Annotated in this window: 15 protein-coding genes; 9 read left to right on the forward strand and 6 right to left on the reverse strand. The window is 72.5% G+C overall.

What is annotated here, in order from left to right:
• Nucleotides 1–1007: 1007 nt before the first annotated feature.
• On the reverse strand, nucleotides 1008–1637 hold the full coding sequence (locus ACIA6A_RS35540; protein ID WP_396102402.1) for a GntR family transcriptional regulator: 630 nt from the start codon (nucleotides 1635–1637) through the stop codon (nucleotides 1008–1010).
• A gap of 904 nt (nucleotides 1638–2541) precedes the next feature.
• Here ACIA6A_RS35540 and ACIA6A_RS35545 point away from each other — a divergent pair.
• The 5 genes from ACIA6A_RS35545 to ACIA6A_RS35565 all read left to right on the forward strand — a co-directional run bounded on the left by ACIA6A_RS35545 (nucleotide 2542) and on the right by ACIA6A_RS35565 (nucleotide 5769).
• On the forward strand, nucleotides 2542–3234 hold the full coding sequence (locus ACIA6A_RS35545; RefSeq protein WP_396102403.1) for a 4-carboxy-4-hydroxy-2-oxoadipate aldolase/oxaloacetate decarboxylase: 693 nt from the start codon (nucleotides 2542–2544) through the stop codon (nucleotides 3232–3234).
• Entirely contained in the window at nucleotides 3231–3695 is a 465-nt protein-coding gene (locus ACIA6A_RS35550; protein WP_396102404.1) for an NAD(P)-binding domain-containing protein, read from the forward strand. The genes ACIA6A_RS35545 and ACIA6A_RS35550 overlap by 4 nt, the downstream gene beginning before the upstream one ends.
• Nucleotides 3692–4021 (forward strand): DUF1932 domain-containing protein, encoded by a 330-nt coding sequence (locus tag ACIA6A_RS35555; protein WP_396102405.1) that lies wholly within the window; start codon nucleotides 3692–3694, stop codon nucleotides 4019–4021. Before ACIA6A_RS35550 ends, ACIA6A_RS35555 begins: the two co-directional genes overlap by 4 nt.
• On the forward strand, nucleotides 4018–5004 hold the full coding sequence (locus ACIA6A_RS35560; RefSeq protein WP_396102406.1) for an amidohydrolase family protein: 987 nt from the start codon (nucleotides 4018–4020) through the stop codon (nucleotides 5002–5004). The genes ACIA6A_RS35555 and ACIA6A_RS35560 overlap by 4 nt, the downstream gene beginning before the upstream one ends.
• 69 nt (nucleotides 5005–5073) lie before the next feature.
• On the forward strand, nucleotides 5074–5769 hold the full coding sequence (locus tag ACIA6A_RS35565; RefSeq protein WP_396102407.1) for a hypothetical protein: 696 nt from the start codon (nucleotides 5074–5076) through the stop codon (nucleotides 5767–5769).
• Between the two features lie 66 nt (nucleotides 5770–5835).
• Here ACIA6A_RS35565 and ACIA6A_RS35570 read toward each other — a convergent pair whose 3' ends face one another.
• Both ACIA6A_RS35570 and ACIA6A_RS35575 read right to left on the reverse strand, forming a co-directional pair.
• Nucleotides 5836–6480, reverse strand: coding sequence for a response regulator (locus tag ACIA6A_RS35570; protein ID WP_396102408.1), 645 nt, complete (start codon nucleotides 6478–6480; stop codon nucleotides 5836–5838).
• Entirely contained in the window at nucleotides 6480–9668 is a 3189-nt protein-coding gene (locus tag ACIA6A_RS35575) for a histidine kinase (RefSeq protein ID WP_396102409.1), read from the reverse strand. The genes ACIA6A_RS35570 and ACIA6A_RS35575 overlap by 1 nt, the downstream gene beginning before the upstream one ends.
• A gap of 96 nt (nucleotides 9669–9764) precedes the next feature.
• Between ACIA6A_RS35575 and ACIA6A_RS35580 the strand changes: the two genes are divergently transcribed.
• From ACIA6A_RS35580 to ACIA6A_RS35590, 3 genes are read left to right on the forward strand one after another with little or no spacing between them, the layout of a single operon-like run.
• A complete protein-coding gene (locus ACIA6A_RS35580; protein ID WP_396102410.1) occupies nucleotides 9765–10667 on the forward strand; it encodes a lysostaphin resistance A-like protein in 903 nt (300 codons plus the stop codon).
• 53 nt (nucleotides 10668–10720) lie between these two features.
• Entirely contained in the window at nucleotides 10721–12094 is a 1374-nt protein-coding gene (locus ACIA6A_RS35585; protein WP_396102411.1) for an AI-2E family transporter, read from the forward strand.
• A complete protein-coding gene (locus tag ACIA6A_RS35590; protein WP_396102412.1) occupies nucleotides 12091–12216 on the forward strand; it encodes a hypothetical protein in 126 nt (41 codons plus the stop codon). Before ACIA6A_RS35585 ends, ACIA6A_RS35590 begins: the two co-directional genes overlap by 4 nt.
• 55 nt (nucleotides 12217–12271) lie before the next feature.
• On the opposite strand, the gene ACIA6A_RS35595 is transcribed toward ACIA6A_RS35590, so the two are convergent.
• On the reverse strand, nucleotides 12272–13423 hold the full coding sequence (locus ACIA6A_RS35595; RefSeq protein ID WP_396102413.1) for an AraC family transcriptional regulator: 1152 nt from the start codon (nucleotides 13421–13423) through the stop codon (nucleotides 12272–12274).
• On the opposite strand from ACIA6A_RS35595, the gene ACIA6A_RS35600 reads away from it, so the two are divergent.
• On the forward strand, nucleotides 13308–14318 hold the full coding sequence (locus tag ACIA6A_RS35600) for an aldo/keto reductase (protein ID WP_396102414.1): 1011 nt from the start codon (nucleotides 13308–13310) through the stop codon (nucleotides 14316–14318). The two genes, ACIA6A_RS35595 and ACIA6A_RS35600, sit on opposite strands and share 116 nt — an antisense overlap.
• Here ACIA6A_RS35600 and ACIA6A_RS35605 read toward each other — a convergent pair.
• Nucleotides 14305–14436: a hypothetical protein gene (locus ACIA6A_RS35605; RefSeq protein ID WP_396102692.1), complete on the reverse strand. Its 132-nt coding sequence runs from the start codon at nucleotides 14434–14436 to the stop codon at nucleotides 14305–14307. The genes ACIA6A_RS35600 and ACIA6A_RS35605 overlap by 14 nt on opposite strands.
• A gap of 223 nt (nucleotides 14437–14659) precedes the next feature.
• Nucleotides 14660–16756, reverse strand: a complete 2097-nt coding sequence (locus tag ACIA6A_RS35610; RefSeq protein ID WP_396102415.1) for a sigma-70 family RNA polymerase sigma factor — start codon at nucleotides 16754–16756, stop codon at nucleotides 14660–14662.
• Between the last annotated feature and the right edge of the window lie 29 nt (nucleotides 16757–16785).

Here is a 16785-nt window from a genome sequence, read left to right on the forward strand (position 1 = left end):
CGAGCCTGGACAACATGGTCCTGCTCTGCCGACACCACCACCGACTCATCCACCACCCCACCGCCGACTGGACCATCCGACTCAGCCCCGACAGCCTTCCCGAGTTCGTTCCCCCATTCACGATCGACCCGACCCAGCAACCCCGCCGCAACCTCTACCACCTGCGCATCTGAGCATCTGGTCGGCGCGACCGTCATGCCCTTTGCCGGCATAGTGTTGCTCGCGGTGCGGGTGGGTCCGCAAATGCTGCGGCAGGACGTTCGATCCCCGGACGTGCGCAACCCTGGCGAACCTTAGCCCGGTCCGCGGCGTGCACTCTTCGGCAGCGGCAGCGGCAGCGGCAGCGGCAGCGGCAGCGGCAGCGGCAGCGGCAGCGGCAGCGGCAGCGGCAGCGGCAGCGGCAGCGGCAGCGGCAGCGGGCGGTGCGTCGCGCCCTCGTCGACTGGATTGATGACGCTGCCGACCGCATGGCCTTCTCCGCGCGGTGGTTCAGGGGGCCGGCCGGTGTGTTGCAGCGGCGACTTCGGTCAATGCCGTGGCTGCCCTTGGCGTCGTTGGTCTCCCTTCGTGCGGGCGCCCGGCCGACCTCGGCGACCGCGTTTGGCCGGCCTGCCCGGAAGGCCGCACCGGTCTCGGCAGGCGGGTGCCGATTCTCGGCGGATGGTCCTGGCATGTCGGCGGCACCGGGTCACCGGGTCACCTCACGAAGCGCCGTAGCTGAGCGGTGTTGCGTGCCGCTGCTCCCGACCGGCTCCGGTTGGCTGACGCTGGTCTCGAGCCGCAACATCCTCGGCGGCCTCTCCACCGCCGACCACATCGTCCTCGGCACACTGACCGACCAGGAGGCGCGTACGGCGGGCTGCGGCGCTGGTGCATCGCCGCGGACTGTTCGGTTCGGGCGGCTGGTGGCTGTCGGCTGGTTGGCGCCGTTCGCCTGCCGGGATGGCTGTCAGGGACAGCTCGCGCGGGCCTGGACTTCGGTGGTTGAACGGGGTGGGTGGGGCGGGTCAGGGGGTGACTGTTGCTGAGGCGGCGAGGGTCTTCAGGACGCTGGTCAGGTGGGCCTGCATGGCCCGTTCCGCGGCAGCGGGGTCGCGGGTGCAGATGGCGGTGATGATGGCCAGGTGCTCGGGGAGGGAGACCGCTGGGCGGCCGGGAACCAGGGACAGGTGAAACTGGTGGCGGACCATCTGCGCGTTCAGCTGTTCGATGATCTTGGTGGCTGAGGCGTGCTGGGCGATGGTTCGGACCGTACTGTGGAGGCGGGCGTTGAGTTCGGAATAGCGCAACATGTCCGCCGCCTGGACGGCCGCGGTCATCTCCGCGCCCAGGGAGTGCAGCACCGTGATCTCGGCGTCGGTGATGCGTTCCGCGGCGCGGGCGGCCACCAGGCCTTCCACCGCTCGGCGGATCTCGGTGATCTCGATGGCTTCCGGGACGGTGATCTCGCGGACCCGGGCGCCCCGGTTGGGCTGCAGTTCCACCAGGCCCTCGGTGGCGAGGCGGGTGAGGGCGTTGCGGAGGACGAAGCGGCTGGTCGAATACCGCTCCGTCAGCTCGGTCTCGATGAGCCGCTGGCGGGGCGCGAATTCGCCCCGCAGGATGCCCTGCCGCAGCTCGTCCAGTACGTCGCTCACACCTGCCATGGTAGGGCTCCGGTGGTTCTCGCCCGCTGGACCAGTTCGTACCGGTGGGTGCGGATCCTGGTGAAGGTGGGTCCGGGTGTCGACGCCGGCGAACGGTCGTCCATCGGCGGGATGCCACATGCGTGTCGAGGGGGCGTCCGAGTTCTCGCTGAGGCCGACGGTCTCGAGCGCGAGGTACGCCTCGTCGGCCGTAGGGGTCGTGCAGGCCCTTTGGCGTGGGCGAGCTCGGCATCCCCGCGGACGGTCAGCGGCGGAAAGACGTTGTGGCAGTACTCCTGGAGCGCCACGGCTGTGCGGGCTACCGGGGTGCCATCAGGCGGCCCCGGCCCGGCCCCGGCCCCGGGCGGGCAGGCCGGGCGAGTCAGGCCGGCCGGGCCAGGCATGGCAGCCGGGCAGGTCGGGGAGGTAGGGCAGGTCGGGTCGGGTGGGCCACGGCGGGTGGGCCAGGCGTGGCAGCCGGGCAGGCGGGCCGGGTAGGCCAGGTCGGGTGGGCCAGGTCGGGTCGGGCGGGTCGGGCGGGTCGGGTCGGGCGGGTCGGGTCGGGTCAGGCGGGCCAGGTCGGGCGGGCCAGGTCGGGCGGGTCGGGCGGGTCGGGCCGGGCGGGCCAGGTCGGGCGGGCCAGGTCGGGCGGGTCGGGCGGGCCAGGTCGGGCGGGCCAGGTCGGGCGGGTCGGGCAGGCGGGTCGGACAGGCGGGCCGGGCAGGCGGGCCGGGTAGGTAGGTAGTGGACGAGTTGGCGGCGGGGGAGGCTGCCCGCGTGTGAGCAGCGGCGGGGGAAGCTGCCCGCGTTGTGAACGATCGTGGGCGTTGTGCTGCAGCGCCGGACACATTGTTGACAATCTTGTTCGCACGCGGATAGCTTCAATCTTCCCGCGCCCCCGGATCGAGGAGCACCGATGACGTCCGGTCACTTTGTCGTACGAACGGTCGACCGGGCCGACCCCGGGCCGATCGCCGTGCTCCGGGCCGCCGGGGTCGCCACCGCGCACGAGGCGGCCGGCCGGGTCGGGTTGCTCGGCCCCGGGGTCCGGGCCCGGCAGGAGGGCGCCGTCATCGCCGGCTCGGCTATCACCGTGTCCTGTCATCCCGGGGACAACCTGATGATCCATGCCGCGGTGGAGATGTGCCGGGCCGGCGACATCCTCGTGGTGACCACGACCTCGCCGTCCACCGACGGCATGTTCGGTGACCTGCTCGCCACGTCGCTGCTGGCCCGCGGTGTGCTCGGGCTGGTGACCGACGCCGGGGTGCGGGACATCGCCGCCCTGCGTGAGATGGGTTTCCCGGTGTGGGCCCGGGCCGTGCACGCCCAGGGCACGGTCAAGGCCAGCCCCGGCTCGGTGAACGTGCCGGTGGTGGCGGCCGGTCAGCTCGTCCGGCCGGGGGACATCGTCGTCGCGGACGACGACGGCGTGCTGGCCCTGCCCGCCGCCCGGGGGCCCGAGGTTGCCGCCGCCGCCGCGGAACGCCTGGCCGGCGAGACCGCCAAGCGCGAGATCCTCGCCGGTGGGACGCTCGGTGTCGATCTTTACCGGCTGCGGCCGCTGCTCGACGAACTCGGCGTGCGCTATGTGGACCGGCTGCCGTGAGCGCCGAGATCCGCCCGGTCATGGTGACCCCGATCGCGGTGCTGGGGCTGGGCGAGGCCGGCGGGGAGATCGCCCGGGACCTGGTCGCGGCCGGAGCCGACGTCCGGGGATACGACCCGCTGCGGGAGCCGCCGCCGGGAGTCGTGGCCCGCAAGGACGAAGCGGATACGGTACGTGACGCCGGGCTCGTTCTCAGTGTCAACAGCTCGCGCGACGCGCTGCCCGCGCTCCGCAACGCGCTGCCCGCCCTGCGACCGGGGACGATCTGGGCCGACCTGAACACCGCCTCGCCGCAGACCAAGGTCGCGCTGCAGGAGCTGCTCGCCGGCCGGGACGTACCCGTCGTCGATGTCGCTCTGATGGCACCGGTGCCCGGCAAGGGTCTGCGTACCCCGATGATCGTCTCCGGGCCGGGAGCCGCGCGGTATGCCGGCGTCCTCACCGCGCTCGGCGCCGGGTGAGCGTGCAACCCGGTCCGGTGGGCGAGGCGATCTCGCGCAAGCTGCTGCGCAGCGTGTTCTACAAAGGTCTCGCCGCCGCCGTCGTGGAGGCCCTCGCCGCCGCCGAGAAGGCCGGGTGCGAGGACTGGTTGCGGGACAACATCAGTGCCGAACTCGCCGGTTTCGACACCGCGACGATCGACCGGCTCGTCGACGGCACCCACCGGCACGCCCGGCGCCGCGCCGACGAGATGACCGCCGCCGCCGATCAGCTCACCGGCCTGGGTGTGCCCCCGCGGGTCGCCGCCGCCGCCCGGGACCTGCTCATCTCGCTGAGGGACTCATGATCATCGATTGTCACGGCCATTACACGACCGCCCCGGCCGCGCACAACGCCTGGCGGGAGACGTTCGGGGCCGGCGACACCCCGCCGGCGTACCCGGTGATCACCGACGACGAGATCCGCGAGACGATCGAGGGCAACCAGCTGCGCCTGATGGCCGAGCGCGGCATCGATCTGACGATCTTCTCGCCGCGGGCCTCCGCGATGGCCCATCACCGGGACGACGCTGTCACGAGTACGGCCTGGGCGCGCGCCTGCAACGATCTGATCGCCCGGGTGGTGGGTCTCCACCCCGGGAAGTTCGCCGGTGTGTGCCAACTTCCGCAGGCTGTCGGCGTACCCATGTCGGGTTTGATCGCCGAACTGCGGCGCTGCGTCTGCGACCTCGGGTTCGTCGGCCTCAACCTCAACCCCGACCCGAGTGGCGGGCACTGGACGTCGCCGCCGCTGACCGACCCCGTCTGGTACCCGCTGTACGAGGCGATGGTCGAGCTGGACGTCCCGGCGATGGTGCACGTCTCCGCGGTCACCAACCCCAGCTTCCACGCCACCGGTTCGCACTACCTCAACGCCGACACCACGGCGTTCATGCAGCTGGTGCAGGCCGACCTGTTCAAGGAGTTCCCCGGCCTGCGCCTGATCATCCCGCACGGCGGCGGCGCGGTGCCCTACCACTGGGGCCGGTTCCGGGGCCTCGCTGACATGCTCGGCCGGCCGCCGCTGGCCGAATCTGTCATGGGCAACGTCTACTTCGACACCTGCGTCTACCACCAGCCCGGCATCGACCTGCTGTTCCAGGTCATCGACACCGCCAACATCCTGTTCGGCTCCGAGATGGTCGGCGCGGTCCGCGGCCGGGACCCGCTGACCGGCGCCTATTTCGACGACACCCGCCGCTACGTCGACGCCCTCGACCTCGGCGAGAGCGATCGGTACGCGGTCTACGAGGGCAACGCCCGGCGGGTGTACCCCCGGCTCCCCGCGTGAATGTTCCCGCCGCCACGATCTCTATTACGATGTGCCGCGTCCCAACTGGCTGTGGAGAACGAGGCGACAATGCGGTGGTTCCGGCGTGGAGCGGGCAAGCAACAGGTCCAGCATGACCCGGGCCGCGAGCTGGCCCTGGTCCAGGACCTGCGCGAACGGTACGGCGTGCACGTCCAGGCCCGGTTCCCCGACCAGGCCGACGAGGTGGCCCGTCTCCTCACCGGCGACGACGGCCTGCTCGCTGCGGTGGCCGTCGTGCGGGAGTTCGCGGACGCCGCCTACGCCGAGATGTACGCCCAGGCGGCGGCGCTGCGGTTCGCCGTCGACCGCCGCGACTACCGGCCGGTGTGGAAGGCCGCGGCCCCGGACCTGCGCTGGCCGCTGTTCAACCTGCCGGTCGGCCTGCACCCGTACATCCAGGTCACCGCGGCGGTCACGGTCGTGGCCACCCAGGCCCGCCGCATCGTACGGGTGACCGACCCGGATCCGCTGCTCGCGCACCTCTTCGAGATCCTCGACCTGACCGTCGCCGGCTGGGAATTCGCCCGGGTCCGCGTCGACACGGACACCGCCGCCCTCACCGACCGCCTGATCACCGCGGGCCGCGACCTGCGCGCGGCCATGTCCGAGGAACCCCCGCTGCCGCCGCCGGTCCGCGAACTCATGCGCCGCAACAACACCATCGACGTGTACGACGCCACGAGCACCCGGATCGTCGGCCGCATCAACCCCGGCAAGCAGATGCGCGAGTACCTGCTGGCCTGACAGCCACCGGGCCGGGGGTCAGCGCGGCCGGGGGTCAGCGCGGCCGGGGGTCAGCGCGGCCGGGGATCAGCGCGGCCGGACCAGGCCGAGGTCGTACGCGACGATGGTGGCCTGCACCCGGTCCCGGACGCCGAGCTTGGGCAGCAGGGCGTTGACGTGGGCCTTGACCGTGCCGGTGGCGATGCCGAGGGCCGCGCCGATCTCCGCGTTGGACAGCCCCTGGGCCAGACTGACCAGGACGTCGCGCTCCCGGGGGGTCAGCGTGCCCAGGCGCGGATCCCCCTCGGGCGCAGACGTGAACGCCCCGGTGGCGAACGCGTCGATGAGACGCTTGGTGACCGCCGGGCTCAGCATCGCGTCACCCCCGGCCACGACACGGATCGCCGCGATCAGCTCGGCCGGCTCGGCATCCTTGAGCAGGAAGCCGGACGCACCGGCCCGCAATGCCTGGAAGACGTACGCATCCTGGTGGAACGTGGTCAGCACCAGCACCCGCGGAGGACGCTCACCGGCGGTGAGATGAGCGGTGGCGGTGAGGCCGTCCATACCGGGCATCCGGATGTCCATCAGCACGACATCGGGCTCGGCCACCGCGGCCAGCGCCAGGGCAGCGGCCCCGTCCCCGGCCTCGCCGACAACCTCCAGATCGTCCTGCGACCCGACGATGGCGGCCAGCCCGGCCCGGACCATGACCTGATCGTCGACCACCATCACACGGACCGCGATGACGACACCCCCTCAGCTACGACGAACCCGGTTGTCGCGGGCCCGGTTGTGACGGACCCGGTTGTGGTGGGCCCAGTTGTGGTGTGCCCGGTTGCGACGGACCCGGTTGTAGCGGGCTCGGTCGCGACGGTTCCGGTTGTGGTGGGCCCGGTTGTGGTGGGCCCGGTTGTGGTGGGCCCAGTTGTGGTGGGCCCGGTTGTGGTGTGCCCGGCTACGGCGGGGCCGGTTGTGGCGGGCTCCCGGACCGTGTCGGGTACCTCTGGTAAGTCAGGTAACCCGCGATCGGGGCTGATCCCGTTGGTGCTGGCCCGGTCTGTGCTGGCCCGGTCTGTGCTGGCCCGGTCTGTGCGGGCCCGGTCTGTGCGGGCCCGGTCTGTGCGGGCCCGGTCTGTGCGGGCCCGGTCTGTGCGGGCCCGGTCTGTGCCGGCCCGGTCTGTGCCGGCCCGGCTTGGGTCGGCCCGCGCTGCGCCGGCGTTCGGTCCCTGGCCCCAGCCTGTGCCGAGCCCGTTTGTGCCGGTGCTCGCCGCGCCGGGTATTCCGGTGAGCCGGACTACGACGGTGCGGTCCGGGCCGGCGTGGATCTGACCGCCGAGCACCTCGATCCTGGCTTGTGCGGTGTCGCCCGGTGGCGGGGCGCCGGTCACTGTCAGCCGTGGCATCTCATCGCGGTCGACCCGGATCGCGGCGGGCCCGGCCACGCCCTCGAGCAGCACTTCGGCGATCCGGCAGGTGGCGACCTCGGTCACGGTGGGCAGTCCGGCGGCCGTCACGTCTGCCGCCACGTCCACGGTGGCCGAGCACCCGGCGGCCCGCAGCCGCTCGGCCAGCGACCCGAGCGACCCCGGCGGCGCGATCGGCGCGATCGGCGCGACCGGCAGGGTCTGCAGGGTCGGCACGACCGGCGGGCTGGCTGGCCGGGTGCTGGAGGTGGAGGTGGGTGATGCGGGGGTAGACGGTGCAATGGTGGCGGGTGCGGAGGTCGGGGGTGTGGAGGTCGGGGGTGTGGAGGTCGAGGGTGTGGAGGTCGAGGGTGTGGAGGTCGAGGGTGTGGAGATCGGGGGTGTGGAGGTCGGGGGTGTGGAGGTCGGGGGTGTGGAGGTCGGGGGTGTGGGGGTCGGCGGGCTTGCGGGGGCGGGAGCAGTGGGTGGGGACGTTGGCTGGGGGGTTTCGGTGGCGGGGCGGTTGTTGAGGCCGTCCAGGAGGGAGCGCATGGCGGCCAGGGATTGGCGGGCCGCGGACAGGACTGTGGGGAGGTCGGCGTTCTCGGCGGCTCGGGGGACGTCGGCGGCGTGGCGGAGGACGGCTTCTCGGAGGCCGGCTGCTACGCGGGCGCGTTCGTGCTGGGCCCGGGCCGCGGCGTGCCAGAGGGCGGTGGCCACGCTGCCTTCCTCGTGGGCTCGGCGGCGGTCTCGGCGGCGGCGGACCGTCCAGCCGGCCAGCCAGCTGCCGGCCAGGAACGGGGAGTAGAGCAGGAATGCCACGGCGGCGGTGACGACGATGATCATCGCGGTGCCGGCGGGGGAGGTGAGGGTGGTCGGGGTGGTCAGGTCTGCGGGGGCGGTTCCGGTGGGCGGGTCCAGGGCTACCAGGGTGGCCAGGGACAGGGCGGCGGAGGCTCCGGCGGCCAGCGGGGCCAGCCAGGTCAGGGCCGGTCGGGTGCCGCGGGCTGCGACGGAATAGACCGCCAGGAACTCGGCGCCGGTGCCGAACAGGAACAGCCAGCCGCGGGCGGGTGGGGTCGCGCCGGTGGCGGCCAGCAGGGGGCCGAGCCAGGCGGTCAGGGCTACCGCGGCGAGGACCGGCCAGGGATGCTGCCGGCGGCGGAGCAGGGGTGCGGCGTGGGCGACCACGGCGAGCAGGATCAGCGCCGCCACGTCCCCGGCCAGATCCTCCTCGACCACCTCGGAGCCCAGCATCAGCAGGGGCATGGCCAGGGCGAACAGGACCAGGAGCGCGTCCAGCACCGTACGGCTGCGGATCCACCGCGACCGGATCCACCGCGGACGGCTCCGGGCCGGGGTGGTGCCGGGGAGCACGGCGCGGACCCGCCATCCGCCGGTGCCGTGCGGACCGGCTTCCAGCGTGCCGCCGAGCGCCTGTGCCCGGTCGCGCATGCCGCTCACGCCGCGCCCGCCGCCGAGGCCACCGGCCGCGCCCGGACCGGGTGCGGAGCCGTCGTTGTCGACGGTGAGCTCGCCGTCGGCGAAGCGGACGTGGACCCGGCTGCCGGGGGCGTAGCGCAACGTGTTGGTGAGCGCTTCCCGGACGATGCCGTGCACCGCCTCGGCCACGGCGGGTGGCAGGTCGGCGGGTGGCAGGTCGGCGGGTAGCAGGTCGGCGGCGGGCACGTCCACCGTGATCACCTGGCCGAGCTGGCGGAAGTCGTCCGCGAGGTCGGCCAGCCGGGGGGTGGTGGGCGGTTCGGGGCCCCGGTCGAACGGCATGATCGCCACCAGCTGCCGGAGGGCCTCGAGGGTGTCGTACCCCGTGCGCCGGGCGAACGCGAGGGCCTCGGCGCGCAGCTCGGGCCGCTTGTCGCCGAGCATCTGGGCGGCCGAGCTGTTGACCACGATCGACGTCAGGTGGTGGGCGGTGACGTCGTGCAGCTCACGGGCGAGGCGCCGGCGTTCCGCGTCGGCGGCGTCGGCGTGCGCCTGCCGGGCCTCGGCCAACCGGCGGGCGGCGGCCGCGCGGTCGGCCCGCCAGCGGCCCCGGACCCGGCCCATGACGATGATCAGCCCGTAGACGGCGGCGGTGAGCACCAGGTCGAGCGGATAGCCTCCGCTCACCCCGTCGACGAGGGCCAGCTGCGCGGCCTGCCAGGCCATGACGACACCGAAGACGACCACGGTGGTACGGGCCGGGCGGCGGGCGGCGACGCTGAACAGCGCCACCAGATCGGCGACCGCGATCACCGTCAGGGCGTCGCCGGGCACGACGAACTGCTGGCCGGCGGGGGCGGCCCAGGTGGCGACGCCGAGCGTGACCAGCACCGCGAACAACGCCGGAACCGGGCGGTCGCGCCGCAGACACAGCGCGGCCGCCGTCACGAGCACCAGCAGGCTGACCGCCACGACCTGCACGGGTGGCACGGCGGAGCCGGTCAGCACCGGCACCCCGGGCCACAGCAGGAGCTGGGCGGCGGCGAGCAGCGCGGGCAGGAGCCATTTCATGCGGGCACTTTAGCGACTTCCTATACCTCAGGGTGGGGGTCGGATCCGGCCTGTGGACAGATTCGGTACGGCTTCCCGGCGACCAGACTTGTCCCCATGCTGATGGGGCCCGCGCCGCTGAGTCCGTACCATCGTCTGGTTCGTCCGTCCTGGTGGCGGATGGTGCTGGGCGCGCTGTTCATCGTCGTGGCCGGCGCTGTTCTCGGTTTCGCGGGTTATGCGGCCGGCACCGCGGCCGTGCCGGGCGCGCGGGGTGAGATGGCCGGCGGGTTCCTGACGGTCGCCGGGTTCCTTCCGGCGACGGTGCTCGCCGCCTGGTGGATCCAGCGGCGGCGGCCCGGGACGCTGTCGTCGGTGACCGGGCGGCTGCGGTGGCGGTGGCTGCTGGCCTGCCTGCCGGTCGCGGCCGGGACGGTCACGCTGCTGATGGCCGCGGCGATGCTGCTGCCCGGGGAGACCACGGCGCAGGACCGGCTCGCCGGGTGGGGGCCGTTCGCGCTGTCGATGCTGGTGCTGCTGGTCGTGGTGCCGCCGCAGGCCGCGGCGGAGGAGTACCTGATGCGCGGCTGGCTGCTGCAGGGGCTGGGCGGGTGGTTCCGCGGGCCGTGGGTGCCGATCGTGGTGCAGGCGGTGGCGTTCGCCGCGCTGCATGGCTGGGGTACCCCGTGGGGCTTCGCCGACCTGGTGGTCTTCGGGCTGGTCGCGGGGCTGCTGACGGTGCGTACCGGCGGTCTGGAGGCGGCGATCGCGCTGCACGTGGCCAACAACCTGCTGGGCAGCGTGATCGTGGCGGCCTACGGCGACCTCGGTACGGACGAGACCGCGGCCGACATGCCGTGGCAGGCCGTGGCGGTCGACGTGCCGCTGCTGATCGCGTACGCGGTGGTGGTGCTGTGGCTGGCCCGCCGGCGTGGTCTGAGCGTCACGTCGCCCGGCGCGCCGATCGTCCCCGCCGGGTATTCGCCGCCGCCGGCCGGCCGGCCCGTGCACACAGGTTGAAAACGGCCGTGAACGGGCAGGTAGGAGGCACAACGCGATAGGTGGAGGGTTCCGTGTCAGACAACGGTCCGATGATGTGGGCACAGACGGTCCGGGAGCGAGCCCGTCAGCGGCTCGCCGAGGCGGCCAGCCGCAATGCCCCGCCGCCGTTCCCGGACGACGGATCCGCCACCCCGGTCATGGTGGTGCAGCAGCAGACGCCCGGTGCCGAGGAGGTCCTGCCGCGCGGGGTCCGCACCGCCGCGGCGTGGGCCTGGCGGTTCATCGCGTTCATCCTCGCCGGCTATCTCTTCCTGCACATCGTCGGACTGCTCCGGGTCGTCATCATCCCGGTGATCGTCGCGATCCTGCTGGCCGCGATGTTCCAGCCGGCCGCCGCGGCCCTGGTGCGCCGGGGCATGAAACGCTCCCTGGCGGCCGCGCTGGTGCTGTTCGCCGCGATGCTGCTGGTCTTCGGTGGTCTCGGGCTGATCATCCGGACCTTCATCAGCCAGATCGGCACGCTGTCGTCGCAGGTCAGCGACGGCATCACCGAGGTGCAGAAGTGGCTGTCGCAGGGGCCGCTGCACCTGACCGACACCCAGCTGAGCCAGTACGTCGACAAGGTCCAGGAGGCGATCACCGCCAACCAGGGCGCGCTGACGTCGGGCGCGCTGAGCACCGCCACCACGCTCGGCGAGGTCGTCACCGGCTTCTTCCTGGTGCTGTTCACGCTGTTCTTCTTCCTGCGCGACGGCGCCCAGATCTGGTCGTTCCTGTGCCGGCTGCTGCCCCGCGAGGCCCGGGTACCGACCGCCCGCGCCGGGCACTACTCCTGGCACACCCTGGTCTCGTATGTGCATGCCACGGTCCTGGTCGCGTTCGTGGACGCGGTCGGCATCGGCATCGGCCTGTTCGTGCTCCGGGTCCCGCTGGCGCTGCCGCTGGCCGCCCTGGTGTTCCTGGGCGCGTTCATCCCGGTCGTCGGCGCCACGGTGACCGGTGCGGTCGCGGTGCTGGTGGCGCTGGTCGCCGACGGCTGGGTGAGCGCGCTCATCGTGCTCATCGTGGTGATCGCGGTCCAGCAGCTCGAGGGCCACGTCCTGCAGCCGCTGATCATGGGCCGGGCGGTGGCGCTGCACCCGCTCGCGGTCATCCTGGCCATCGCCGCGGGCATCGTCCTGGCCGGTATCGTGGGCGGCCTGATCGCGGTCCCGCTGCTGGCCGTGCTCAACACCGCCATCCGTTACCTGGTCAGCCATCCGACGGGCGAGCCGACCCCGGACCGTCAGGCCCCGGGCACCGAACCCGCGGACGACGACGAGGCCGAGGCCGACGACGCCCACGCGGAGGCTCGGCGCAGCGCGGACCCCAGCAACCCGCCGCCGTCCGACACCTCGGTCGCCCCGTCGGGTGGTGCCTCGATCCCCGCCGGGAGGACACCATGACCGAGGAACACCGGGACACCGACGTCCAGGAGGACATCGGGGCAGGGGCCTGGTTCCGGCGGCCGGCGCTGTTCGCGATGGCCTTTTCCCGCAGCGGTAACAAGGACCGGGACGTTTCCTAGCCCTGATGGGCCAGGAAGAGGGGCCACTGCGGGGCCGGTCGCGCGACCGGCCCGGTCAGTGGTCCCTCGGCTTCGTGGTCAGGGAGACCCGGAATTCGCGGGGTGATACTCCGACAACGCGCCGGAAAGCGGTACTGAAAGCGCTCTCGGATCGGTATCCGATGTCCTCCGCGATGGCCGTGAGGGAGTTCTCGGTACGCAATGCGGCCCGGGCCAGCTGCATGCGCCACTCGATGAGGTAGTCCAGCGGTGGTCTTCCCACCCGGTTCCTGAAGGTCGCGGCGAAACCCGACCTGGACATCCGCGCGATCCTGGCGAGCTCTTCGAGGGTCCAGTGATGTCCCGGGTCGTCGTGGACGGCGCGTAACGCCGCCCCGATCCCGTCGTCGGTGACCGACGCGAGCCATCCCAGGGGCTCATGCGACGAACCGGCGTGCGACCTCAGCATGTGCACCAGAAGAATCTGCGCCAGATGCTCGAGGACGAGAGACTGGCCCACCTTCTGCGTCTCGATCTCGTGGACGAGGAGGGTCGCGATGTTCCAGAGCAGTTTCCCGTCGGGCGCGTCCGCTTTGACGAGCATCGCCGCGGGCAGCAACGAGAACAGGGCCGAGACGTCGGAATCCTGGAACACGAAGTCGACGCTGCACGTATAGGTGACGGAGCCCGGGGCGATCTCGGGTCCACCGTCGGAACCCGAGCTCCCGAGGCCGTAAGGGGGCGGATTTCCGAGAAGATAGAAATCGCCCGTGCGGAGGAGAACAGGGTCCCGTCCGTCGACGCACAGCCAGCACTCGCCTTCCACCACCACGCCGAGCTTGATGTGGGGAAAGGGGGAGAACCGCGCTCGCCACGGCGCTGTCGCGTGGAGTGGAACGGGCGCGATGGCTTGGGGTCGCGCCAGTGTCAGGGCGTCCCGGAAGGGGTCGCGTGCGTCGAGCAGGACCTCACCGCTGGACGATCCATAATCTTTACTGGACTTCACGTTATGGACTATACGCACCAGGGTGGGAACGATGGAGATCCGGCGGCGGGAGCCGTCAGGTGGGCGGCGCCCACCCGGGCCGGATCGACACGAGGAGCAAGAGGCCATGCGATACCGATATCTGGGAAGATCGGGTCTGCGAGTATCGGAACTGTCGCTGGGGACAGGGAATTTCGGCATGGGCTGGGGGCATGGGGCGCTGGTGCCCGAGGCCCGGGCCATGTACGACGCCTATCGGGAAGCGGGCGGCAACTTCATCGATTCCGCTTCCAATTATCAGACGGGGGATGCGGAGGAATACCTCGCGGACATCATCTCCACGGATCGTGAAGATGTCGTTCTGTCGACGAAATACACCATGGGGTCCTCGGCGGGCAGTGGCCTTCAGCTGACCGGCAACAGCCGGAAGTCGATGGTCCAGTCCCTGGAGCAGAGCTTGCGCCGGCTGGGCACCGACCGGGTGGACGTGTTCTGGGCCCATGTGGACGACGCCGCCACGCCCATCGAGGAAATCCTGCGGGCGTTCGACGATCTGACGCGCGCCGGCAAGATTCTCTATGCCGGTCTCTGCAATTTCCCCGCATGGCGGGTGGCCACGGGTGCCACCCTGGCGCGGCAGCACGGCTGGGCGCCGGTCGTGGCGATCCAGGCCGAATACTCGCTGGTCGAGCGCAGCGCCGAACGGGAGCTGGTGCCGATGGCGGATGCCTTCGGCCTGGGTGTCCTCGGGTTCACGCCGCTCGGCGGTGGTCTGCTGACGGGCAAGTACCGGCGGGGCGAGACCGGTCGCGCCCAGAGCGCCATCAGCCAGTTCCTGCACAAGGAGGACGACCCCGCCACGGCGAAGATCCTGGATGCTGTCGTGAGCGTCGCCCGGGACCTCGGCACGTCCCCGGAGGCGGTGGCGATCAGGTGGTCGATGTCGAAGGGCGTGATCCCCATCATCGGGCCGAGGAGCGTGGAGCAGCTCACGTCCAACCTCGCGGCCGTCGAGCTGGAGATCCCGGCGGGTCAGCTCGCCTGGCTCAACGAGGTGAGCGCGCCCGAGCTGGGATACCCCCACGGACTGTGGACCGAGCCCGAGCAGGTCGCGAAGAACCGGTTCACCCAGCCGTAGGACGCTGATCGCCGTACCGGCCGGCCCGCGGCGGGAGCTCGGCGACCGTCCGCCGGCCACCCTCCGGGGCCCGGCCGGCGGAGAAGCGGCCGCCGAGCAGGTGGACCCGCTCGCGCATGCCGACCAGGCCGAACCCGCCACCGTACGACCGGGGTTCCGTCGCGGGCGGGCCCGGCGACGACCTGCGCGGCCCGGGCCTGCACCACGATCGCGCCGACGTGGTGCGCCACGACGTCGTGCAGCTCCCGGGCGAGGCCCGCGCGTTCGTGTTGCCGGGCCGCCGTGACGGCCGCGGTGACCGCCCGGGCCCGTACGGTGTCGCGGCCCCGTCCTGAGAGCTGTCAGCCCATCGACGCGCCGACGCCCGTACCCGTGGTCAGGTAGTCGGTCCGGGGAAGGCCGCCCGTCGCCTGCCGCCGGCCCTCCGCCTGGGTGGCGTCCGTCGACCGGAAGATGACCTCGTCGCGGCTGCGGCTCTCCCGGACGTCCGGGCCGAGCTCCCAGGTCCGGCCGTTGCCGGCCGCGGCACCGGAACGCAGCACCCCCGACGACGTCCGCAGGGCGAAGCCGGTCCCGCGGTTGCGGAACGCGGTGTTGCTGGTGAGCTCGACCGCCGCGGTGTTGCGCTCGTCGTCGAAACCGTTGCCCGCGTTCTGCCACGCGGCGTTGTGCCGCAGGAGGTGGGCGGCGGACGCCGGGGGAGTGCCACCGCCGAGCACGAACCCGGAGCCGCCGTTGCGGTAGGCCCAGTTGTGCTCCAGCGTCACCCGGCCGGTGAACGCGCCCAGGTCCACTCCCGCGCCGGTGTTGCCGGCCATCCGGTTGCCGCGCAGCGTGTTGGCGTCCCCCGATCCGAACTGGACGTCGAGGCCGGAGCCGTTGCCGGTGAAGTCCGAGTCCAGCACCTGGTTGCCGGTGGTGCCCGGGTCGCGCAGCATCAGTCCGGCACCGGCGTTGTCGTGCACGGAGAGCCTTCGGAAGATCGACGAGCGGCAACCCCGGCAGACGTACGCGTGACTGGGCCCGCCCGTGATCTCGAGCCCCTGCACGGTCCAGTAGGAAGCCTGTTGCGTGACGGCCCACTGGTCCGCGGGGATGCCGGTGGCGTCGATGACCGGCCGTTCGTCCCGGTAGTTGCTGAGCACGATGCGTCTGTCCGCGGTGCCGCTGACCTGGATCTCGATGCCCGCTCGGGGCCGGTAGACGCCGCCGCGCAGCGCGATGGTCTGCCCCGCCCCGACGTTCCGGACGGCCTTGCCCACCGACGCGTACGGTCGCTCGGCGCTGCCGTCCCCGTCGTCGCTGCCGCCGGGCGCGACGTAGATGTCGGCCCGCTGAACGCCGAGGCCGGCGGGTTTTCCGGCAGGGCCGGACCCCGGGTTCGCACTCGGTCCGGGGCTCGGGGCGACGGTGGCCGGGGCCGTCGTGGGCGCGGGTGGCGGTATCGTCCGGGTGGGGGCCACCGCGACCGTGCGGTCCTCCGCCGGGGTGGGCTCGTGATGGACGGCGTAGACGAGCCCGCCGCCGGCCGTGACCACCGCCGCCGTGGTCGTCCAGGCGAGCACCTTGTGCCGCAGGAACGCCGGCAACAGGGAGAAACCAGCGGTCTTGGCCGGCACCGCGGTGGCCAATCCGGTGGCCAATCCGGTGGCCAATCCGGTGACCAATCCGATGGGTACGGGCAGAGCGCCGAGGCCCAGCAGCAACGCCTCCGGGGGCACCAGCCCGTCCCCGTGCCGGGCGCACACCGCACAGTCGCGGACGTGGCGGACCAGCCGCTTGCGCCACAACGGACCGGCGACCCCGTTCCAGGGCCCGAGCAGCCCACCGAGCTCCGCACAGCGAGGCCGGGCCCGCAACGCCCCGACAACGCCCCGGGCCGCGTCGAGCTGCGCCTTCATCCGCTGCACCCGTACGGCGGCATGCTTGGGCGCCACGTCGAGGGCGGCCGCCAGGTCGGCCCGGGTCAGGTCGCCGGCCGCCTCCTGCCACCAGAGCCCGAGCAGCCGGCGGTCGTCGTCGTCGAGCCAGCGGGTGGCCTCGACGAGTTCCCGCTGCTGCCCGGCGAGGACCAGCTCGGCGGTGGCCCGCTCGGCGAAGTCGCCGGCCGGGTCGGGCACCTCGGCCGGTCCGGGGACCAGGCGGTGCCGGCCGGCCTTGCGCGAGCGCATGTACAGCTGGATCTGCCGGTACGCGATGGCGACCAGCCAGGACCGGAACCGGCCCGGGTTACGCAGGCGGGGCAGCCCTCGCAGCGCGTTGAGCATGGTCTCCTGGACGACGTCGTCGACGTCCGGATGCCCGCCGAGGGCCCGTCCCACGATGTTGTAGACCAGCGGCAGGTGCTCGGCGATCACCTCGTCGCGGGCCCCGGTGTCCCCGTCCTGGGCGCGGCGCACGAGCCCGGCGACATCCAGCGAGACCTGAGCAGGGGTCACCGGCCGTCCTTCCGGGAAGCGCAACGATG

The sequence above is a fragment of the Actinoplanes sp. NPDC051494 genome, assembly GCF_044454705.1.
Lineage (GTDB): Bacteria > Actinomycetota > Actinomycetes > Mycobacteriales > Micromonosporaceae > Actinoplanes.